This is a genomic window from Achromobacter sp. KK8 (assembly GCF_054188005.1).
The window spans coordinates 1,520,200-1,541,922 of record NZ_CM135178.1; the positions used below are offsets into that span (position 1 = coordinate 1,520,200).

Below are 21,723 nucleotides of genomic sequence, written 5' to 3' on the forward strand. Positions count from 1 at the left end.
ATGATGGCATCTCGGTTTTCGCGTGTGTTGGCCTGTGGTTCGGTAGCGGTTCTGCTGGCCTTCGGCACCCTCAATTCGGCGCTGGCGCGCGACCTGGTGATCGGGCTGAAGACCGAGCCATCATCGATGGATCCGCAGTACCACGCGTTGACGCCGAACACCCAGATCTCCCAGACCATTTTCGACACGCTGGTGGCCACCGACGCGCAGCTCAAGCCGGTGCCAGCGCTGGCCGAATCCTGGACCGTCGATGGCAAGGTGTGGACCTTCAAGCTGCGGCCCGGCGTGAAGTTCTCCGATGGGTCGCCGTTCACCGCCGAGGACGTGGTCTTCACCTATGACCGCGTGCCCAAGGTGCCGAACAGCCCGTCGCCGTTCACGCTGTACCTGGGCTCGGTGGCCAAGGCCGAAGCGGTGGATCCGATGACCCTGCGCATCACCACCAAGGAAGTGGCGCCGAACCTGCTGGTGAACCTGGCGCAGTTGCCCATCATGTCGAAGAAGGCCGCCTCCGGCCCCGCGGCCGAAGGCAAGACCACCACGGAATTGAACAGCGGCGACGGCCTCATCGGTACCGGCCCGTACAAGTTCGTGTCGTGGAAGCGCGGCGCCGAATTCGTGCTGGCGCGCAATGAAAACTACTGGGGCAAGAAGCCCGTGTGGGACAAGGTGATCTATCGCCCGATCAGCAATGCCGCGGCGCGTGTGGCCGCCCTGCTGGCCGGCGATGTCGACATGATCGAGGATCCCCCGACCGATGACCTGCCCAAGCTCAAGGGCGACAAGAAGCTGTACGTCGAAGAGACGCCGTCGGTGCGCGTGGTGTACGTGGCGCTGGACCAGTACGCCGAGCCCTCGCCCGGCATCCAGGGCACCGACAAGAATCCGTTGAAAGACAAGCGCGTGCGCGAAGCGCTGTCGCTGGCGATCAACCGCGATGCGCTGGTCGAGCGCGTGATGGGGGGCGTGGCGCTGCCCGCCGGCAACCTGCTGCCCTACCCCATGTTCGGTTCCAGCAAGGAACACTCCAAGGCGCCCAAGGCCGATGTCGAAAAGGCCAAGGCGCTGTTGAAGGAAGCCGGTTATCCCAACGGTTTCTCGATCACGCTGGGCTCGCCCTCGGGCCGCTACGTCAACGACTCCAAGGTGGCGCAGGCCATCGCCTCGATGTGGACGCGCGTGGGCGTCAAGACCAGCGTCGACGCCATGGCGCCGCCGGTGTTCTTCAAGAACCGCGACAGCTATGCGTTCTCGGCCTATCTGGCCGGCTGGTCGGTGACCAGCGGCGAGATGTCGAACGCGCTGACTTCGCTCCTGGTGACGCGCAATCCGGAAGCCGGCCTGGGCACCACCAACCGCAGCCGCTACTCGAATCCCAAGATGGACGAGCTGGTCAAGGAAGCCTCGTCCACCATGGATGACGCCAAGCGCGCCGAGCTGCTGTCCAAGGCCAGCAACATCGCGATGGATGACTACGCCATGCTGCCGGTGCACTTCGAGTTGTCGGTGTGGGCGATGAAGAACGACATCCGCTACCAGGGCCGTCCCGACCAGGTCACGCTGGCGCAGTTCGCTACGCTGAAGAAGTGACGCGCGTCGCGGGCGGTATCCTGTGCTAGCGACAATCGTACGAAGGCTGCTGCAAACCATCGTCGTCATGCTGGTCATGTCGGCGCTGGTCTTCGCCGGCATCTACATGGTCGGCGATCCGGTGTCGATGCTGGCCAGTCCGGAGGCCACCGAGGCCCAGCGCGCCGCCATCCGCGCGTCGCTGGGCCTGGACCTGCCGCTGTGGCGGCAGTACCTGATCTTCATGGGCCAGGCGGTGCGCGGTGATTTCGGCAACAGCTTCCTGACCGGCGAACCAGCCATGCGCCTGATCCTGGAGCGCATGCCGGCCACCGTCGAGCTGGCCTGTGTGGCCATGCTGCTGTCGGTGCTGATCGGCGTGCCGCTGGGCATCATCGCGGGCCTCAAGCCCAAGGCGGCCGGCTCGCGCGCCATCATGACGGGATCGGTGCTGGGGTTCTCGCTGCCCAATTTCTGGGTGGGCCTGATGCTCATCATGGTGTTCGCGGTGATGCTGGGCTGGGTGCCGGCCGGCGGACGCGGCCAGACCGTCAGCATCGGTTCGCTGCAGTTGAGCGTGCTGACGCTGGATGGCTGGCTCAGCCTGGCCTTGCCGGCCGCCACCATCGCCTTCGCCAAGTGTGCCATGATCATCCGCGTGACCCGTGCCGCCACGCGCGAGGCGCTGCCGATGGACTACATCAAGTTCGCGCGCGCCAAGGGCCTGTCGGAAAAGCGCGTGCTGGGCGTGCACCTGCTCAAGAACATCCTGATCCCCGTGGTGACAGTGGCGGGCCTGGAGTTCGGCCAGGTGATGGCCTTCGCGGTGGTGACCGAGACGGTGTTCTCTTGGCCCGGCATGGGCAAGCTGCTGATCGATTCCATCATCAACCTGGACCGGCCGGTGGTGGTGGCGTACCTGCTGCTGATCGTGTTCTTCCTTGTGATGCTGAACCTCGTGGTGGACATCATCTATACGGTGCTGGATCCCCGCGTACGCCTGGATAGCCGCCGATGACCGCCCCCGTGACTGCAGCCGTACCCGCCGCCGCCAGGGAACAGACGCCGTGGCGCCGCTTCCTGGGCGATTTCTTCGCCAGCAAGCTGGCCACGCTGGGCCTGGTGATGCTGGTGCTGATCGTCGGCGCCGCTTTGTTGGCGCCGTGGATCGCGCCGCAGAATCCGTATGACCTGGCATCGCTGGACATCATGGATTCCAAACTCAAGCCCGGCAGCGAAAGCGGCGACGGCAGCATGCATTACTGGCTGGGCACCGATGGCCAGGCGCGCGACCTGCTGTCGGCGATCCTGTACGGCATGCGCACCAGCCTGCTGGTGGCCACCGTGTCGGTGCTGGCGGCGTTCGGCATCGGCGCCACCGTGGGCCTGATCGCGGCGTACTTCGGCGGGCGCATCGACGCGCTGCTGATGCGCATTGTGGATATCCAGTTGTCGTTCCCGGCGATCCTGGTGGCGCTGATGCTGCTGGCGATCCTGGGCAAGGGTGTGGATAAGGTGATCATCGCGCTGATCGTGGTGCAGTGGGCCTATTTCGCCCGCGCCGCGCGCGGCGCCGCATTGGTCGAGCGCGGCAAGGAATACGTCGAGGCGGCGCGCTGCATGTCGCTGTCGTGGGGGCGGGTATTGTTCCGCCACGTGCTGCCCAACTGCATGCCGCCGCTGATCGTGATCGCCACCATCGACCTGGCGCACGCCATCGCGCTGGAAGCCACGCTGTCGTTCCTGGGCGTGGGCGTGCCGGTGACCGAGCCGTCGCTCGGCATGCTGATCTACAACGGCTTCGAGTACCTGCTGTCGGGCCAGTACTGGATCTCGTTCTTCCCCGGCATCGCGCTGGCGCTGGCCATCATCGCCATCAACCTGGTGGGCGACCACCTGCGCGATGTGCTCAACCCGCGCCACGCGAACTGAGGGCGGACGCGATGCAGATACAAGCTGTGGAAAAGTCGCCGGTCCTCGATGTGCGCGGACTGAAGACGCATTTCTTCACCCGCAACGGCGTGGTCAAGGCAGTCGATGGCGTCGACCTGACGGTGGCCGAAGGCGAGATCCTGGGGCTGGTGGGCGAATCGGGTTCGGGCAAGAGCATCACCGGTTTCTCGCTGATGGGCCTGCTGGATGAACCGGGCCGCATCGTCGAGGGCGAGCTGCGCCTGAACGGTGAAGACCTGCGCGGCGCGTCGCCCGCGCGATGGCGGCAGTTGCGCGGCCAGGAGATCGCCATGATCTTCCAGGACCCGATGATGACGCTGAACCCGGTGCTGCGCGTCGATACGCAGATGATCGAAGCCGTGCAGGCGCATCGCAAGGTATCGCGCGAACAGGCGCGTGAACGCGCCCTGCAGACGCTGACGATGGTCGGCATCCCGTCACCGCAGGAACGCCTGCGCGCCTATCCGCACCAGTTGTCCGGCGGCATGCGGCAACGCGTGGCGATCGCGATCGCGCTGCTGAATTCGCCGCGCGTCATCATCGCCGATGAACCCACCACGGCGCTGGACGTGACCATCCAGGGGCAGATCCTGTTCGAAGTGCAGAAGCTGTGCCGCGAGACCGGCACCGGCCTGGTGTGGATCACGCACGACCTGGCGGTGGTGGCGGGGCTGGCCGACCGCGTGTCGGTGATGTACGCCGGCCGCGTGGTCGAGACCGGCAGCACGCTCGACGTCATCAGCCATCCGATGCATCCCTACACGCACGGCCTGATCGCCTCGATTCCCACGCCGGAATCGCGCGGCCGGCCGCTGGTGCCGATTCCCGGCATGACGCCGTCGCTGCTGAACCTGCCGCAGGGCTGTGCGTTTCGCGGGCGCTGCCCGCGCGCCAGCGAGGCCTGTCTGACCGAACCGCAGCCCGTGGAGGTGCGCCCGGCGCAATGGGTGCGCTGCTGGCATGCCGGCGCGCCGGAGGTCCAATGAGCGCCGCCGATCGCAACGCCGCCCCCATCCTGTCGCTGCGCGGCGTGGAGTTGCGCTTCACGCAACGCGTGGACCTGGCCGGCCGCATCGCCAACCTGCTGGGCGCGGGTTTGAAGACGCAGGTGGTGCACGCCGTGGCCGGCGTGGACCTGGACGTGCAGCCGGGCGAGGTCATTGGCATCGTCGGCGAATCCGGCTGCGGCAAATCGACGCTGGGTCGCATCGTCTCGGGCATCCTGCCGCCCTCTTCCGGTGAGGTGCACTACCAGGGCCAGGCGGTGAAGGCCATGGCGGGCCCGCAGCGGCGCGCCTACGAGCTGGGCGTGCAGATGATCTTCCAGGACCCTTACGCCTCGCTCAACCCGCGCATGCGGGTGCGCGAGATCGTCGGCGAGGCGCCGGTGGCGCATGGCCTTATCCGCGCGCGCGACAAGGCCGAGTACGTCGCCGGCCTGATGCGCCAGGTGGGGCTGGACCCGGCCTTCGCGCAGCGTTATCCACACCAGTTCTCGGGCGGCCAGCGCCAGCGCATCGGCATCGCGCGCGCGCTGGCGCTGAAACCCTCGGTGATCGTGTGCGACGAGGCCGTGGCGGCGCTGGACGTGTCGATCCAGGCGCAGGTGCTGAACCTGTTCGAGCAACTGCGCGACGAGCTGGACCTGACGTACCTGTTCATCAGCCACAACCTGAGCGTGGTGAGCCATATCTCGGATCGCGTCGCCATCATGTACCTGGGCCGCGTGGTCGAACTGGCGCCGACCGATACCGTGTTCCAGCGCGCCAACCATCCGTACACGCAGGCGCTGCTCAAGGAACTGCCGACGCTCACACCGGGGCGCCGCAGCTACCAGCCGATCAAGGGCGAGCTGCCGTCGCCGCTGGATCCGCCCGGGGGCTGCGCTTTCCATCCGCGCTGTCCACACGCCATGCCGCGCTGCAAGACCGAACGGCCGTTGCTGCGCGAGGTGGCGCCGATGCAGTTCAGCGCCTGCCACCTGAACGACGCGCGCTAGCGCCAATCCGTAACAACGCTGGACGCGGCCGGCGACGGGCGCGAGAATTTTCCGATACGCTGTCATACGACATCCGTTCTCTCGTTTGCGTCCTGCCCTTTCCTCCCTATTCCCTTCCGCCTATCCACCGCCATGAAAACCCTAGCCGAAATCGAACGCGCCCACGGTGAGCTGACCGAACTGCGCCGTGACATCCACGCCCATCCCGAGCTGGCCTTCCAGGAAACGCGCACCTCCAGCCTGGTGGCCGAGCGCCTGCGCCAATGGGGGCTGGAAGTCCACACGGGGCTGGGGAAAACCGGCGTGGTCGGCGTCCTGCGCGGCGGCAGCGGCGGCAAGACCATCGGCCTGCGCGCCGACATGGACGCGCTGCCCATGCCCGAGCACAACCGCTTCGCGCACAAGTCCACCATCAGCGGCCGCATGCACGGCTGCGGCCACGACGGCCACACCACGATGCTGCTGGGCGCGGCGCAATACCTGTCCACGCATCGCGATTTCGACGGCACCGTGGTGTTCATCTTCCAGCCGGCCGAGGAAGGCGGCAACGCCGGCGCGCGCGCCATGATGCAGGATGGACTGTTCGAGAAATTCCCCTGTGACGCGGTGTTCGGCATCCACAACATGCCCGGCATGCCGGTCAACCAGTTCGGCTTTCGCGCCGGTCCCACCATGGCGTCGAGCAACCGCTGGGACATCGTCATCAAGGGCGTGGGCGGCCACGCCGCGCAGCCGCATGCGTCGGTCGACCCGATCATCGTCGCGGCCGACATGGTGCACGCGCTGCAGACGGTGATCTCGCGCAGCAAGAATCCGCTGGAGCAAGCGGTGCTGTCGATCACGCAGATCCACGCCGGCGACGCCTACAACGTGATTCCCGGCGAGGCGGTGCTGCGCGGCACGGTGCGCACCTATTCGGTGGAGGTGCTCGACAAGATCGAGGAAGACATGCGCCGCATCGCCACCACGCTGCCGCAGGTGTACGGCGGCACCGGCACGCTGGACTTCGTGCGCGCCTATCCGCCGCTGGTGAACTGGGACAAGGAAACCGCGTTTGCCGCGCAGGTGGCCGAGGACACCTTCGGCGCCGAGAACGTGGTGCGCGACATGCCGCCCTTCATGGGCGCCGAGGACTTTTCCTTTTTCCTGGAAGCCCTGCCCGGCACCTATCTGTTCCTGGGCAACGGCGACGGCGACCATCGCATGGAGAGCTATCACGGCATGGGGCCGTGCCAGCTGCACAATCCGAACTACGACTTCAATGACGCGCTGCTGCCGGTCGGCGCGACGTATTGGGTCAAGCTGGTCGAGGCCTACCTGCCCAAGCACAAGTAGCGCGCCACGGCGCTTCAGGCATTGCGGTTATTTGCTTATGCGTGATGCCGCCCCAAGCCGCCCGGTTCTCCGGGCGGTTTTTCTATATGACGCCAGGCTTTGTTCAAACGCCGATAACTTCGTTTGAGATACAAGGCGCGCTTTCCATAATCGATCATTCCTGATCCATCCGCGGATGGATCTCAGCGCCGGCGGCAACGCCGCCACGCCAACCGGAGTGACCGATGTCCCAGAGCAACGCCGTGCGGCGCGAAGAGGCCGCCCCCGTCCCGCCGCGCCCGGCCGCGCAGGCGTTCGAGTTGCGGCCGCTGCCGGGCCCGGTGGGCGCCGAACTGATCGGCCTGGACCTGGGACAAGAACTGTCGCCCGCCGACTTCAAGCGCGTGCACCAGGCGCATCTGGACCACCACCTGCTGGTGTTCCGCGACCAGCGCATCACGCCGCGGCAGCACATTGACTTCAGCCGCCGCTTCGGGCCGCTGATGATCCACGTGCTGCACCAGTTCCACCTGGCCAATCATCCCGAGATCCTGATCGTCTCCAACATCGTCGAGAACGGCAAGCCGGTCGGCCTGGGCGATGCGGGCAAGTACTGGCATTCGGACATCTCGTACAAGGAACTGCCCAGCCTGGGCTCGCTGCTGCATGCGCAGGAATTGCCGGCGCAAGGCGGCGACACGCTGTTCGCCAACATGCACCTGGCCTATGACACCTTGCCCGCCGCGCTGCGCAACGCCGTCCAAGGCAGGCGCGCGGTGCATTCGTACCTGGCCAAGTACGGCCAGCTGCAGAAGGAAGGCAACTGGCGGCCCAACCTGAGCGCGCAGCAGGTGGCGCAGGTGCAGGCGGTGTCGCATCCGGTGGTGCGCACCCATCCCGAGAATGGCCGCCGCGCCCTGTTCGTGAGCGAAGGCTTCACCACCCACATCGAAGGCCTGCCGGAAGACGAGAGCCGGCAACTGCTGGACGAACTGTTCGCGCACAGCGTGCGGCCCGAACACATCTACCGCCACCGCTGGCAGCCGCACGACCTGGTGTTCTGGGACAACCGCTCGCTCATCCACCTGGCGGGCGGCACGCCCGACCACCTGCGCCGCAAGCTGTACCGCACCACGATCGAGGGCGACGTGCCGTTCTAGGCCGATGCGCGACTTATCCACAAGGAACACCATGAAGCTGTCACCTGACCTGCGCGAACGACTGGTTCGCACCGCCACCGCGGCCGGCGTGGCATTGGCGTTGGCCCTGGTGGCCCTGGCCTCGCCCACGCCCGCGCTGGCGGCCGGCGGCGCCCATGCCGCGTCGTCGCAGCCCGCGGCTGTCGCGCCGTCCGACATCGCGCCCCGCCGCGGTTGATCGGCGTGCGCGCCGACCTGTGGATATTCCAGCATCCCTAAAATAGTCCGGTACGCATCATCCGCGTCTCCGCATCCGCCGGATGCGCGCGGGCGCGCCCACCGGATTCGACATGCTGGCAACCTCCTCGATTGAACTCATCGGCAACACCCCCCTGATCGCGCTGAGCCGCGCGCACGATGGCCCTGGCCGCATCGTGGCCAAGGCCGAATTCCTGCAGCCGGGCGGCAGCGTCAAGGACCGCGCCGCCAAGGCCATCCTGCTGGCCGCCCGCGCCGATGGCCGGCTCCGGCCCGGCATGCCGGTGATCGAGATGACCAGCGGCAACATGGGGGCGGGCCTGGCCGTGGCCTGCGCCGCGCTGGGGCATCCGCTGGTCGTCACCATGTCGGCCGGCAACAGCCCCGCCCGTGCCCGCATGCTGGAAGGACTGGGCGCCGAGGTGGTGCTGGTGCCGCAGGTCGATGGCGCCGCGGGGCAGGTCACTGGCGCCGACGTCGAGGCGGCGGCCCGTGTCGCCGCCGAGTTGGCGCGCGAGCGCGGCGGCTTCTACGTCGACCAGTTCAACGCGGTTGAATGCATCACCGCGCACGAGACCGGCACCGGCCGCGAAATCCTCGAACAATTCGGCGCCCCCGTGGATGGCTGGGCCGCGGCCGTCGGCACCGGCTGCACCTTCATGGGCGTGGCGCGCGCGCTCAAGGCGGCCAGCGCCGCCACCGTTTGCGCGGCGGTCGAGCCGCTGGGCTGCGAAGTGCTGGCCGGCGCGCCGGTGACCAAGGCGCGCCACCTGATCCAGGGCACCAGCTATGGCGCGGTGCCGCCGCACTGGGTTCCGTCCCTGATGGACCTGAGCATTGCGGTCACCGATGACGAGGCGCAGGAATGGCGGCGCCTGCTGGCCGTGCGCGAGGGGCTGTACGTGGGTTATTCCGCTGCCGCCAACGTGTGCGCGGCGGCCAAGCTGTTGCGTTCGGGACGGCTGCGCCCGGATGCGGCGGTGGCCACGGTGCTGTGCGATACCGGCCTGAAATACTAGGAAAGCGGGTTTTCCACAGCATTCACGGGGAAAGCTATCCCCAGCGCCTGTGGAATTCCTGTGGATTGCCTGTGAATTGGCTGTGGACGAATGGGGATAACTTTTCGCCGCCCAGTTGTGGAGAAGTCGCTTGCGGCGGTTTTTGGAGCAAAACGCAGGCGGAAAGCGCACGGCAGGCAAGAAAACGGGCGGCCCGCGGGCCGCCCGATGCGTGTTGCGCGGCGCGTTGGCCGCGCCGGGGCGCCGCCCTTACAGCTTCAGGCCCAGTGCCTTGGCCACGCCCGCCGCGTAGGCCGGATCGGCCTTGCGGAAGTGTTCCAGCTGACGGCGCTGGATTTCCTCGGGCACGCCGGCCATGTGGCGGCCGATGTTGCCGAACAGCAATTCCTGCTGCGCCGGCGTCATCAGGCGGAACAAGGCGCCCGGCTGCGAGTAGTAGTCATCGTCGACGCGGTGGTTCCAGCGGGCGGCGGCCTGGCCGTCCAGCGGCAGCGGCGGCTCGCCGGCCGACGGGGTTTCCTTCCATTCGCCGGCGCTGTTGGGCTCGTAGTTGAGCGTGCCGCCGGCATTGCCATCCACGCGCGCCGCGCCGTCGCGGTGATAGCTGTGGAACGGGCAGCGCGGCGCGTTCACCGGGATCTGGTGGTGGTTGATGCCCAGGCGGTAGCGGTGCGTGTCGCCGTACGAGAACAGGCGGCCCTGCAGCATCTTGTCCGGCGAGAAGTCGATGCCGGGCACCACGTTGGCGGGCGTGAAGGCGGCCTGCTCGACCTCGGCGAAGTAGTTCTCCGGGTTCTTGTTCAGTTCCAGCACGCCCACTTCGATCAGCGGGTAATCGCCGTGCGGCCACACCTTGGTCAGGTCGAACGGATTGATGTGATAGGTCTCGGCTTCGGCCGCGGGCATGATCTGCACCTTCAGCGTCCACTTCGGGAAGTTGCCCTGCTCGATGTTGTCGAACAGGTCGCGTTGCGAGCTTTCGCGGTCGTGCGCCACGACCTGCGCGGCTTCCTCGTCCGTCAGACAGGCAATGCCCTGCTGCGACTTGAAGTGGAACTTCACGTAGAAGCGTTCGCCTTCGGCATTGACGAAGCTGAAGGTGTGCGAGCCGAAGCCATGCTGCTGGCGCAGGTTGGCCGGAATGCCGCGGTCGCTCATCAGGATGGTGACCTGGTGCAGCGATTCGGGGCTGAGCGACCAGAAATCCCAGGCCGCGGTGGCGCTGCGCAGGTTGGTCTTGGGGTCGCGCTTCTGGGTGTGGATGAAGTCGGGGAACTTGAGCGGGTCGCGGATGAAGAACACCGGGGTGTTGTTGCCCACCAGGTCCCAGTTGCCTTCGTCGGTGTAGAACTTGATGGCGAAGCCGCGCACGTCGCGCTCGGCGTCGGCCGCGCCGCGCTCGCCGGCCACGGTCGAGAAGCGCAGGAACAGCGGCGTCTGCTTGCCGACCTTGGAGAAGATGCTGGCGCGGGTGTACTTGATGATGTCGTGGGTGACGGTGAAGGTGCCATAGGCGCCCGAGCCCTTGGCGTGCACCACGCGTTCGGGGATGCGTTCACGGTCGAAATGGGCAAGCTTTTCTATCAGCCAGAAGTCCTGCAACAACGCCGGGCCGCGCGGGCCGGCGGTCAGGGTGTTGTTGTTGTCGGCCACCGGGGCGCCAGAGGCGGTGGTCAGATGCTTCTTGTCGGTCATGGCACACACTCCCTACGTAATTCCTGGAATGCGCGGCGACGGGGCCGCGCAACGTGATCGGATACCGTCCCGGAACATTGCCGGCCGGGGGGATATCTCCGACACATCATAGGGGTCATTGTTTGCAGTGTGAAGTTGATTGATCCATCAAATTTGATTGAAAATAACTATCACTGGCGTGACCTGACGCGCATCGCCGCCAAACCCGCGTGCAACCTGGACGAAAAAAAACCGGCCCCTGGGGGCCGGCTTTTCATGGCGCGAGCGGGAATCAGCGATTCGCCGCGGCTTCCGTCTTGCGCTGCATGGCGCGGGTGATCGACCACTGCTGCGCGATCGACAGCGTGTTGTTGACGCACCAGTAGAGCACCAGGCCGGCCGGGAAGAAGAACATCATCCCGCCGAACACCAGCGGCATGATCATCATGACCTTGGCCTGGACGGGGTCCGGGGGCGTCGGGTTCAGCTTGATCTGCAGGAACATGGTGGCCATCATGATGGCGGGCAGGATGAAGTACGGGTCGCGGATCGACAGGTCGTGCACCCACAGGATCCACGGCGCGCCGCGCATTTCCACGCTGGCCAGCAGCACCCAGTACAGCGAGATGAACACCGGGATCTGCACCACCATCGGCAGGCAGCCGCCCAGCGGGTTGATCTTCTCGGTGCGGTACATCTCCATCATGGCCGCATTGAGCTTCTGCTTGTCGTCGCCGTACTTTTCCTTCAGGGCCTGCAGGCGCGGGGCGACCTGCTTCATGCGGGCCATGGAGCGGTAGCTGGCGGCGGCCAGGGGGTAAAACAGCGCCTTGATCAGCACGGTCAGGGCGACGATGGTCCAGCCCCAGTTGCCCAGGATGGAATGCAGCCAGGTCATCAGCGTGAACAGCGGCTTGGCGATGATGGTCAGCCAGCCGTAGTCGACCACCAGTTCCAGGCCGGGGGCGAGCGCCGCCATGGCCTTCTGGTCCTGCGGGCCGACCCACAGGTGCGAATCGACGCGGGCGGCGGCGCCCGGGGCGATCTCGCCGACGGCTTCGATGGTGCGGGCGGCGTACAGGTTCTTCTGCACTTCCAGCACTTCGTTGTTGCGCGGCTTGCCTTGCGGCGGCACCCAGGCGGTGGCGAAGTAGTGCTGCACCACGGCGATCCAGCCGTTGTCCGCCTGCTTGATGTAGTTGGCCTTCTTCTTCTCGATGTCGGCGAAGGTCATCTTCTGGAACTTGTCCTGTTCCGAGTAGACGGCCATGCCGGTGAAGGTGTGATAGAAGCTGGAGGTGTCGGCCGGGTCGTTGCCGTCGCGCTCGAGCTGCAGGTACAGCGCCGGCGTCACGGGGGCGGCGCCGACGTTGGCCAGGTCGTGGCGCACGTCGATGTCATAGCGGCCGCGGTGCAGCGTGAAGGTCTTGGTGACCTTCACGCCACCCGATTCGGCTTCGAACGCCACCGCCAGGCTGTCGCCCGTCATCTGGCGGTCGGTCGAGACCACGCGGAACGGCGTCTGGTGGGTGGGGAAGTTCTGGCCATTGGCGGCGCCGACGACGCCGGTCTGGGCCACGTAGTTCAGGCCCGCGGTGCGGTCGAGCAGCACGGTGGGCTTGTCGGCCTGGCCGGTGGACGGGTACTTCAGCAGCTCGGCGCGCACCAGTTGGGCGCCCAGTGTGTCGAAGGTCAGGCGCAGCACGTCGGTGGTGATGACGACTTCTTCCGAGCGCGTCGGCACCGGCGCGGCGGCGCCCGGCACGGCCGAGGGCGCGGCGGCGGTCGCCGGCGGCGCATTGGGCACCGAGGGCGTCGCGTTGTTCGCGGCGGCCGGCGTGCCGTTGGCGTTCGTGCTGGCCGTGGGCGTGGGCGCCCCGAACAACGACGGTTTGCCGTTATGGATCTGCCAGTTGTTCCACAGGAGCAACAGCGAGAAGGAGAAAATCATCCAGAGGACGGTTCGTCGGATATCCATGGTGCCTACTGAAGTGAATACGGGCCAGCAAAGCCCGCCAGTTTAGCGTCAATCATGCTCGGTGCGGTGGCCATGGGAACAGCAGGCACCGCCATTGGTTCCCTTGCCCGGGGGAACCGGGTCCCAGCCGCCGGGCGACCAGGGGTGGCAGCGGCCGATGCGTCGCAGCATCAGCCAGAAGCCGCGCCAGGGCCCGTGGCGTTCGATCGCCTCGATCGCGTACGCCGAGCAGGTCGGAGTGAAGCGGCATTGCCGGCCGATCCAGGGGCTCAGGAAAAACCTGTAGAACCGGATCGGGGCAATGAGTATTGCGGCCCCCACGGAACGCCCGCGCTGCGCGCGGCCTGCCTGCCGGGGGGATGGCCCGTTCATCGCGCGATCCGCTCGAAGTGAGCGTCCGCTTCGGCCCGGGCCGCCTGTTTCAGCGCGGTGAGCGTGGCGGGCGTCACCTTGCTGTGCAGCCGGACGACGTAGTCTTTCGCCGGCAATCCGAGCCGCCGGTGGCGGAACGCTTCGCGGATGACCCGCTTGAGGGCGTTGCGCGTGGTGGCGTGGGCGGCGAAGCGCTTGGCGATCACCAGGCCCAGCCGGGCACAGGGAGCCTGGCCGGGAGGCAGATCGTTGGAAGCGGCGCTCACAACGAAAAACGCCCCTCGGGCCAGACGCCGGCCTTTGAGGGCGGCGGCGAACTCGGAGGGGCGATGCAGCCGCGCCTCCGGCGGAAGCGTGGCGCGCGGCATGGACTGCGGGTCAGCGGGTCGGGTGTCTGCGCAGAAAGCGAGACTTAGACGGCCAGACGCTTGCGGCCCTTGGCGCGGCGAGCGTTCAGGATGGCGCGGCCAGCGCGGGTCTTCATGCGCACGCGGAAACCATGGGTGCGCTTGCGGCGGGTAACGGAAGGTTGGTAGGTGCGTTTCATGGACGATCCACAAAAAGAACAAAAGTCAGAAGGGACCTGCCCGGAGGGTTCCTGGTCGCAAATCCGGTAGCGGGTATCTAGTAAGCGTTTCGCTGCGAATCGCATGTGATATGCGGATTCGCTGGCAAAGACAGGCTTGTAGACGGGGCTCTGGTCCGGGTAATCCCCGGGCGACCTATTCAGCAAGGCACAGTTCCGGGGACGGGGTAAGTGTAACCATTACCCTATTACCCGTGCGAATCTGGGCCTTCTGCGAAACCTTCTGACAGACAGAATTCGGAAAAGCCCACCATTTCAGCAAGTTTTCCCTGTCTTGTCAAACAGTTAAGGGGGCGGATTGTGCACGTCCATGCCCTACCCTGTGGATAACCCGTGCCCAGGCAAGGTAGAATCGAGGTTTGAATAAGAGCGACATGAAAGAATTCTGGCAGACCTGCGTCAGTCGTCTTGAGCAGGAACTCCCCCCCCAACAAATCAGCGCGTGGATACGACCGCTGGTCCCGCTTGCGTATGACGAGACGCAGGCGGTGCTGCGCGTTGCCGCCCCCAACCGGTTCAAGCTGGACTGGGTGCGCAAGAACTTCTCCCACCAGATCGAAGCGTTGGCCGCGGAGTGGTTCGAGCGTCCGGTACAGGTTTTGTTCGAATTGCCCACGCAAGGCACCACCCCGCGCATGCCGGTGGCGCCGGTGCGCGCGCAGCCGCCCGTGCAGACCGCGCCTTCGGCCGCCGCGCCCCTGGGCGGCGCGCCGCCACCCGGCATGCCGGCGCAGCCCGCCGCGCCCGCTCCCGTCGCGACCACCGCGGCGGCCGCGGCCGTGAACGCGGACGCCGCCAACATCGTGTACGAGCGCTCGCGCCTGAACACCGACCTGACGTTCGAGAACTTCGTGACGGGTAAGGCCAACCAGCTGGCGCGCGCCGCCGCGCTGCAGGTGGCCGAGAACCCGGGCACGTCGTACAACCCGCTGTTCCTGTATGGCGGCGTGGGCCTGGGCAAGACCCACCTGATCCACGCCATCGGCAACGCCATGGTGGCGGCGGGCACCGGGGTGCGCGTGCGCTACGTGCATGCCGACCAGTACGTGTCCGACGTGGTCAAGGCGTACCAGCGCAAGGCGTTCGATGACTTCAAGCGCTACTACCATTCGCTCGACCTGCTGCTGATCGACGATATCCAGTTCTTCTCCGGCAAGAACCGCACGCAGGAAGAATTCTTCTATGCGTTCGAAGCGATGGTGGCGCAGCGCAAGCAGATCATCATCACCAGCGACACCTATCCGAAGGAACTGTCGGGCATCGACAGCCGCCTGATCTCGCGCTTCGATTCCGGCCTGACGGTCGCGATCGAGCCGCCCGAACTCGAGATGCGCGTGGCGATCCTGCTGCGCAAGGCCGAGTCCGAAGGCGTGCCGATGCCCGAGGAAGTGGCGTTCTTCATCGCCAAGCACCTGCGCAGCAACGTGCGTGAACTCGAAGGCGCGTTGCGCAAGGTGCTGGCCTACGCCCGCTTCCACGGCCGCGACGTGCTCACCGTGGACGTCTGCAAGGAAGCCTTGAAGGATCTGCTGTCCGTGTCCAACGGCCAGATCACCGTCGAGAACATCCAGAAGACGGTGGCGGATTTCTACAAGATCAAGGTCGCCGACATGTATTCGAAACGCCGGCCGGCCAATATCGCTTTGCCGCGCCAGGTCGCCATGTACCTGGCCAAGGAGCTGACCCAGAAAAGCCTGCCGGAAATCGGCGATCTGTTCGGTGGCCGTGACCACACCACCGTGCTGCACGCCGTGCGCAAGATTTCCGACGCCCGCGCCAAGCAAGCGGAGCTCAACCATACCCTGCACGTGTTGGAACAAACTCTAAAAGGATGACCATGCAACTCGTACAAACCACACGCGATGCATTGCTGAAACCGCTGTCGACCGTGGCGGGCATCGTCGAAAGACGCCATACCCTGCCCATCCTGGCGAACATCCTGATGCGCAAGGAAGGCAACAAGGTCGCCTTCATTGCGACCGACCTCGAAGTGCAGATCACCACGCACGCCGACTTCGGCGTGGGTCACGACAACGAGTCCACCACGGTCGCGGCGCGCAAGCTGCTGGACATCCTGAAAGCCCTGCCGGACACCGGCGACGTGCGCCTGGCGCTGGCCAGCAACAAGCTGTCGGTGCAGTCGGCCAAGAGCCGCTTCGCGCTGCAGACGCTGGCCGCCAGCGAATTCCCCACCGTGGCCCAGCCCGAGCAGTGGGACGTGTCGCTGAGCATGCCGCAACGCACGCTGCGCCACCTGTTCAACATGGTGCACTTCGCCATGGCGCAACAGGACATCCGTTACTACCTGAACGGCATGCTGCTGGTGTTCGAACCGGGCCGCGTGCGCGCGGTCGCCACCGACGGCCACCGCCTGGCGCACTGCTCCACCGAAGCCGACGGCATCAGCGAACGCCACGAAGTGATCGTGCCGCGCAAGACCGTGCTGGAAATGCAGCGCCTGCTGGAAGACTCCGACGAACCCGTCTCGATCGACGTGGCGCCGGGCCAGATCCGTTTCCGCTTCGGCGACGTCGAGCTGGTGTCCAAGCTGGTCGAAGGCAAGTTCCCCGACTTCACCCGCGTCATCCCGACCAACTACACGCGCCACTTCCTGGTGGGCCGCGAAGCCTTGCAGGGCAGCCTGCAGCGCGCCGCCATCCTGACCACCGACAAGTTCAAGGGCGTGCGCCTGCAACTGGCGCAGAACCAGATGAAGATTTCTTCTTCCAACGCCGAGCAGGAAGAAGCGCAGGAAGAAATCGACATCGACTACGGCCACGAGCCGCTGGACGTGGGCTTCAACGTTGGCTACCTGCTCGACGTGCTGTCCAACGTCAAGGTGGACAACATCCAGTGGTCGGTCATGCCCGATGCCAACGCGTCGGCGCTCATCACCCTGCCCGAAGACGACCAGTTCAAGTACGTCGTCATGCCCATGCGGATCTGAGTCCGCGCAGCTGTGGGTTTGTGCCGCCCGCGGGCCCGATGGCCCGCCGGCGGTCCGGCCGCCAGGCCGTTCTTTAAAGCGTTATCGATACAGACATGTCAGATCAGCAGAACACCACTCCCGAGAACGGCGGCTACGGCGCCGACTCGATCAAGATGCTCAAGGGGCTGGAGGCCGTGCGCAAGCGCCCCGGCATGTACATCGGCGACACATCGGACGGCACCGGTCTGCACCACATGGTGTTCGAAGTCGTCGACAACGCCATTGACGAAGCGCTGGCTGGCTATTGCGACGACATCGTCGTCACCATCCACACCGACAACTCGATCTCGGTCACCGACAACGGCCGGGGCATTCCCACGGATATCCACAAGGACGACGAATTCCACCGCAGCGCGGCGGAAATCGTCATGACCGAACTGCACGCGGGCGGCAAGTTCGACCAGAACTCGTACAAGGTGTCCGGCGGCCTGCACGGCGTGGGCGTGTCGTGCGTGAACGCGCTGTCCGAGTGGCTGCGCCTGACCATCCGCCGCAACGGCGAAGTGCACCAGATGGAATTCCGCCAGGGCGAGCGCGTCGCGCCCCTGGCCGTGACCGGCACGACCGACAAGCGCGGCACCGAAGTGCGCTTCCTGGCCGACCCGATCATCTTCACTAACGTCGAATACCACTACGAGATCCTCTCCAAGCGCCTGCGCGAGCTCTCGTTCCTGAACAACGGCGTCAAGATCCGCCTGATCGACCAGCGCCAGGGCAAGGAAGAGAACTTCGCCTTCTCCGGCGGCGTGAAGGGCTTTGTCGAATACATCAACCGCGCCAAGACGGTGCTGCACCCGAACGTGTTCTCGGTCACCACCGAGTCCACCGCCGGCGGCGTGCCGGTGGGCGTGGAAGTGGCGATGCAGTGGAACGACAGCTACAGCGAAAGCGTGCTGTGCTTCACCAACAACATCCCGCAGCGCGACGGCGGCTCGCACCTGACCGGCCTGCGCGCGGCGATGACCCGCATCATCAACAAGTACATCACCGACAATGAACTGGCCAAGAAGGCCAAGGTCGAGACCTCCGGCGACGACATGCGCGAAGGCCTGGCCTGCGTGCTGTCGGTGAAGGTGCCCGAACCCAAGTTCAGCAGCCAGACCAAGGACAAGCTGGTCTCGAGCGAAGTGCGTCCGGCGGTCGAAGAGGCCGTGGCCCGCACGCTGGAAACCTGGCTGCTGGAGCATCCGAACGACGCCAAGGCGCTGTGCGGCAAGATCGTCGAAGCCGCCCGCGCGCGCGAAGCGGCCCGCAAGGCGCGTGAAATGACGCGCCGCAAGAGCGTGCTGGAAGGCGCCGGCCTGCCCGGCAAGCTGGCCGACTGCCAGGAGAAGGACCCGGCGCTGTGCGAGCTGTACATCGTCGAGGGTGACTCCGCAGGCGGCTCGGCCAAGCAGGGCCGCGACCGCAAGTTCCAGGCCATCCTGCCGCTGCGCGGCAAGGTGCTGAACGTCGAGAAGGCGCGCTTTGACCGCCTTATCGCCAGCGAGCAGATCGCCACGCTGATCACCGCGCTGGGCACCAGCATCGGCCCGGACTTCAACGTCGACAAGCTGCGCTACCACCGCCTCATCATCATGACCGACGCGGACGTCGACGGCGCGCACATCCGCACGCTGCTGCTGACGCTGCTGTACCGCCAGATGCCCGAGCTGGTGCAGCGCGGCTATGTGTACATCGCCCAGCCGCCGCTGTACAAGGTCAAGGTCGGCCGCGAAGAGCGCTACCTGAAGGATGACCAGGAAGAAGCGCAGTTCATGCTGCAGCTGGCCCTGAAGGATGCCGAGATCATCGCTGGCGGCAACATCATCCGCGGCGATGAGCTCAACGAACTGGCGCGCCAGTACGTGGCCGCCGACGGCGTCATCGCGCGCCTGTCGCGCGTGTTCGACGTGGCCGCGCTGTCGGCCATGGCCGAGGGCGTCGAGATCAACCTGGACACGGCCGAGGCCGCCGCCGATTCGGCCAAGCGCCTGGCCGATGCCATGCGCGATCCGATCAGCGGCAACGGCGTGGAAGTGGTGCCCGAGTTCGACGCCGCCACCGAACGCCATCGCCTGTCGATCCAGCGCATGCACCACGGCAACGTGCGCGTCAGCATCATCGATGCCGACTTCATTGGCGGTTCGGATTACGCCATCCTGTCCAAGGCCGCCAAGAGCTTCTCCGGCAAGGTCGGCCCGCAGTCGCTGGTGGCGCGTGGCGAAGGCGACAAGCGCAAGGAACAGACCGTGTCCGACTTCCGCGAAGCCATGCAGTGGCTGCGTAGCGAAGCCGACCGCGGCATCTCCAAGCAGCGCTACAAGGGCCTGGGCGAAATGAACCCGGACCAGCTGTGGGAAACCACCATGGACCCGAAGGTGCGCCGCCTGCTGCGCGTGCAGATCGAGGACGCCATCGCGGCCGACGAGGTCTTCACCACGCTGATGGGCGACGACGTGGAGCCGCGCCGCAACTTCATCGAGGCGCACGCGCTGTCGGCGGGGAATATCGACGTCTGATCGCGCAGGTTCTCATTGACCTTGCAAGTATTCTCGCTGCTCGCAAGCATGAATGGAAACGCCCGGCATTGCCGGGCGTTTCCGCATCGGGCCGTGCGAGGGAGCCTGTCAGGCCACTTCCGTTTGGCGCCCAGGCCGTGGCAGGCAGGTGGACAGCGCGATCAGGCCGAGCGCCAGCACCGTGCCGCCGAGCACGCCAAAGCCGGTGCCGAAGGCTGCGCTGACACCCATAGCGACCAGTGCGGCGCTGCCGATCTGGCAGAATCCCACCAGTCCGGACGCGGTCGCCGCATGCCCATGCTCGCTGGCAATGGCGCCGGACACGGCCAGTGACAGTGACGAGCCATTGGCGAGACTGACCAGGCACATCGGCATCACTACCGCGGCCGCGCCATGGAGTCCCAATGCCATCACGGCCAGGAATGCCATTCCGCCAAGCACGAAGCACATGATGCCGGCGGCGAGGATGCGATCGTAGGGCCAGCGATCGAGCAGCCGCCTGGCCAGCAGGTTGGCACTGATGATGCCGGCCGTCAGCGGCAGGTACAGCCAACCGCTTTGCTCCTCGCTCAAGCCTTGGCGCGCGAAAAGAAACGGCGATTGGGTCAAGTAGACGAACCAGGCGCAATAGATCGCGCAGACCACCAAGGTATAGCGGCGAAAAGTGCGGTCGCGCAGAACATGGCTGAAGCCCGCAAAGGGAGAGGTCCGGGTGCGGGCGGCGACGGGGAGCGTTTCCGGTAGCAGCGTCATCACCATCAGCAACGCGACGACACCGAACGCGACGACGAAAAGGAAATCAGCCCGCCAGCCGAAAGCCGCGGCCAGGTGCCCGCCTAGGGCCGGCGCCAGCGCAGGCGACAGCGACACCAGAGGGTAGATGACCGCATAGACCTTGGCGCAGGCGCGCTTGTCGCAGGTGTCAGCGATCAGCGCGCGGCCAACGACAAGGCCCGCAGCCGCGCCGATCGCTTCCAGCATGCGCCAAGCCAGGAACCCGTTGTAGCTGTCGGAAAGGGCACAGCCCACCGACCCGACGATGTAGAGGCCGATGCCGGCTAGCAGCACGGGCCTGCGGCCATTGCGATCCGACAGCGGCCCGTAGGTCAATTGGGCAATTGCCAGAGCCAGCAGGTAGAACGAGATGGTCTGCGGCATCTGCCAGTCGGCGACGCCGAATTCCCTGGCCATGCTTGGCATGGCGGGCAGATAGACGTCCGACGCGATCAGCCCGAAGGCGCTCAGCATGGCGACGGTCAGAATGAACGATAAGCGAGGCATAGTGGTTCCCGGCAGCCAGGCGAGCTGGCTGCGCGTCAAGGTTCAGAAGAGGCGAGTTCCCATGCTACGGAGATGCCTTCCATGTGAAAATGCACAAAAAAGCAGCCCATGGCTGCGTATTTGCATACACATGCGACGAGGCCGTGATGAATTGGGACGACGTGCGGATATTTCTGGCGATTCAGCGCGCCGGCACCTTGCGCGGGGCGGCGCAGGAGCTGGTCATAGACCAGACCACGGTGAGCCGCCGCCTGACGGGGTTGGAGCGGGCGCTGGGCAGTCGACTGTTCTTGCGCACCACGGGGGGCTTGGCGCTGACGGACATCGGCCAGAACGTGCTGCACATGGCCGAGGACATGGAACGCATGGCGGTCTCCTTCGAGCGCCGCGGCGAAGGCGCCGATGCGCGCGTGGCCGGTGAGGTGCGTTTGACCACTACCGATGCGCTGGCGATGGACTTCGTGGTTCCTGCCATCGAAAACCTGCGTGCCAGCCATCCCGAACTGCGGGTGATCCTGAGCACGACGACGCGGTTGCTCGATCTGGCGCGGCGGGAGGCGGACATCGCCGTGCGTACCCTGCGGCCGGAGCAGCCGGATTTGATCGTTCGCCAACTCGGCTGCTGGGAAGTTGGCTTGTACGCGACCCGAGGCTATCTGGCGAAACATGGTGAACCGCAGCCCGGGCAAGGCCTCGCGAATCACGATATTGCGCTGTACCAGCAGGGGGTGACCGGCCGGCAGGACGACACGTTGGCGGGGGAATCAAGAGCGCAGGGGCGCGTGGTCGCCGAATTGGATTCGAGCCTGATGCTCGCGACTTTCGTGCGCGCCGGCTTGGCCATTGGTGAGTTACCTGAGTACGTGGCTCGGCGTGATTCCGCGCTGGTGCGGCTATGGCCGGAACGCCATCGGGCCAAGCCTTACGAGGCGTGGCTGGTGCTGCACCAAGATCTGGCGCGCACGGCCAGAGTCCGTGTCGTGGTGGAGGCAATCACGTCAGCTTTCGCCGATTGCGCGCCGGGCAGCGGCAAGGCTACGTAGTCGCTGCCATGCCCCTGCGGGCCTGCTCGCGCCAATGCCGCGGCGCGT

At 66.0% G+C, this 21,723-nt stretch carries 19 protein-coding genes; 13 read left to right on the forward strand and 6 right to left on the reverse strand.

Annotated features, from left to right (window positions below; all coding sequences use genetic code 11):
- The first annotated feature begins 3 nt into the window (after positions 1 to 3).
- The 9 genes from ACVN9Z_RS07060 to ACVN9Z_RS07100 all read left to right on the forward strand — a co-directional run bounded on the left by ACVN9Z_RS07060 (position 4) and on the right by ACVN9Z_RS07100 (position 9,251).
- Entirely contained in the window at positions 4 to 1,590 is a 1,587-nt protein-coding gene (locus tag ACVN9Z_RS07060; protein WP_049052304.1) for an ABC transporter substrate-binding protein, read from the forward strand.
- A 22-nt stretch (positions 1,591 to 1,612) separates the two neighbouring features.
- A complete protein-coding gene (locus ACVN9Z_RS07065; protein WP_006389548.1) occupies positions 1,613 to 2,587 on the forward strand; it encodes an ABC transporter permease in 975 nt (324 codons plus the stop codon).
- The gene (locus tag ACVN9Z_RS07070) at positions 2,584 to 3,501 is read left to right on the forward strand and encodes an ABC transporter permease (protein WP_024070809.1); all 918 of its coding nucleotides are present in this window, start codon (positions 2,584 to 2,586) and stop codon (positions 3,499 to 3,501) included. Before ACVN9Z_RS07065 ends, ACVN9Z_RS07070 begins: the two co-directional genes overlap by 4 nt.
- Positions 3,502 to 3,512: 11 nt before the next feature.
- Positions 3,513 to 4,508 (forward strand): ABC transporter ATP-binding protein, encoded by a 996-nt coding sequence (locus tag ACVN9Z_RS07075; protein WP_054507916.1) that lies wholly within the window; start codon positions 3,513 to 3,515, stop codon positions 4,506 to 4,508.
- A complete protein-coding gene (locus ACVN9Z_RS07080) occupies positions 4,505 to 5,521 on the forward strand; it encodes an ABC transporter ATP-binding protein (protein ID WP_155867364.1) in 1,017 nt (338 codons plus the stop codon). The genes ACVN9Z_RS07075 and ACVN9Z_RS07080 overlap by 4 nt, the downstream gene beginning before the upstream one ends.
- 132 nt (positions 5,522 to 5,653) lie before the next feature.
- Positions 5,654 to 6,856, forward strand: coding sequence for a M20 aminoacylase family protein (locus ACVN9Z_RS07085; protein ID WP_054507917.1), 1,203 nt, complete (start codon positions 5,654 to 5,656; stop codon positions 6,854 to 6,856).
- A gap of 224 nt (positions 6,857 to 7,080) precedes the next feature.
- A complete protein-coding gene (locus ACVN9Z_RS07090; RefSeq protein WP_054449003.1) occupies positions 7,081 to 7,995 on the forward strand; it encodes a TauD/TfdA dioxygenase family protein in 915 nt (304 codons plus the stop codon).
- 31 nt (positions 7,996 to 8,026) lie between these two features.
- Positions 8,027 to 8,212, forward strand: a complete 186-nt coding sequence (locus ACVN9Z_RS07095) for a hypothetical protein (protein ID WP_242608411.1) — start codon at positions 8,027 to 8,029, stop codon at positions 8,210 to 8,212.
- Positions 8,213 to 8,324: 112 nt separating this feature from the next.
- On the forward strand, positions 8,325 to 9,251 hold the full coding sequence (locus ACVN9Z_RS07100; RefSeq protein ID WP_054514186.1) for a PLP-dependent cysteine synthase family protein: 927 nt from the start codon (positions 8,325 to 8,327) through the stop codon (positions 9,249 to 9,251).
- Positions 9,252 to 9,500: 249 nt separating this feature from the next.
- On the opposite strand, the gene ACVN9Z_RS07105 is transcribed toward ACVN9Z_RS07100, so the two are convergent.
- The 5 genes from ACVN9Z_RS07105 to rpmH all read right to left on the reverse strand — a co-directional run bounded on the left by ACVN9Z_RS07105 (position 9,501) and on the right by rpmH (position 13,822).
- Complete coding sequence (locus tag ACVN9Z_RS07105; RefSeq protein ID WP_458213270.1) at positions 9,501 to 10,946, reverse strand: catalase; 1,446 nt, start codon at positions 10,944 to 10,946, stop codon at positions 9,501 to 9,503.
- Between the two features lie 271 nt (positions 10,947 to 11,217).
- Positions 11,218 to 12,903, reverse strand: a complete 1,686-nt coding sequence (gene yidC / locus ACVN9Z_RS07110) for a membrane protein insertase YidC (RefSeq protein ID WP_458213271.1) — start codon at positions 12,901 to 12,903, stop codon at positions 11,218 to 11,220.
- Positions 12,904 to 12,951: 48 nt separating this feature from the next.
- Positions 12,952 to 13,275, reverse strand: coding sequence for a membrane protein insertion efficiency factor YidD (gene yidD, locus ACVN9Z_RS07115; RefSeq protein WP_006389538.1), 324 nt, complete (start codon positions 13,273 to 13,275; stop codon positions 12,952 to 12,954).
- Positions 13,272 to 13,643 carry a ribonuclease P protein component gene (locus ACVN9Z_RS07120; RefSeq protein ID WP_026382422.1) on the reverse strand — a complete coding sequence of 124 codons (372 nt, stop codon included), beginning with the start codon at positions 13,641 to 13,643 and terminating at the stop codon, positions 13,272 to 13,274. Before ACVN9Z_RS07120 ends, yidD begins: the two co-directional genes overlap by 4 nt.
- Before the next feature lie 44 nt (positions 13,644 to 13,687).
- On the reverse strand, positions 13,688 to 13,822 hold the full coding sequence (gene rpmH / locus ACVN9Z_RS07125) for a 50S ribosomal protein L34 (protein WP_003816025.1): 135 nt from the start codon (positions 13,820 to 13,822) through the stop codon (positions 13,688 to 13,690).
- 413 nt (positions 13,823 to 14,235) lie between these two features.
- Between rpmH and dnaA the strand changes: the two genes are divergently transcribed.
- From dnaA to gyrB, 3 genes are all read left to right on the forward strand, one after another.
- Entirely contained in the window at positions 14,236 to 15,696 is a 1,461-nt protein-coding gene (dnaA, locus tag ACVN9Z_RS07130) for a chromosomal replication initiator protein DnaA (RefSeq protein ID WP_024067305.1), read from the forward strand.
- A 2-nt stretch (positions 15,697 to 15,698) separates the two neighbouring features.
- A complete protein-coding gene (gene dnaN, locus ACVN9Z_RS07135) occupies positions 15,699 to 16,808 on the forward strand; it encodes a DNA polymerase III subunit beta (RefSeq protein ID WP_045953395.1) in 1,110 nt (369 codons plus the stop codon).
- A 95-nt stretch (positions 16,809 to 16,903) separates the two neighbouring features.
- Entirely contained in the window at positions 16,904 to 19,351 is a 2,448-nt protein-coding gene (gene gyrB, locus ACVN9Z_RS07140; protein WP_006389534.1) for a DNA topoisomerase (ATP-hydrolyzing) subunit B, read from the forward strand.
- A gap of 108 nt (positions 19,352 to 19,459) precedes the next feature.
- Here the strand turns inward: gyrB and ACVN9Z_RS07145 are convergent, their stop codons facing one another.
- On the reverse strand, positions 19,460 to 20,599 hold the full coding sequence (locus ACVN9Z_RS07145) for a multidrug effflux MFS transporter (protein ID WP_234353062.1): 1,140 nt from the start codon (positions 20,597 to 20,599) through the stop codon (positions 19,460 to 19,462).
- Between the two features lie 179 nt (positions 20,600 to 20,778).
- Here ACVN9Z_RS07145 and ACVN9Z_RS07150 point away from each other — a divergent pair, with 179 nt between their 5' ends.
- Positions 20,779 to 21,675, forward strand: a complete 897-nt coding sequence (locus ACVN9Z_RS07150) for a LysR family transcriptional regulator (protein ID WP_054485518.1) — start codon at positions 20,779 to 20,781, stop codon at positions 21,673 to 21,675.
- Positions 21,676 to 21,723 lie beyond the last annotated feature (48 nt).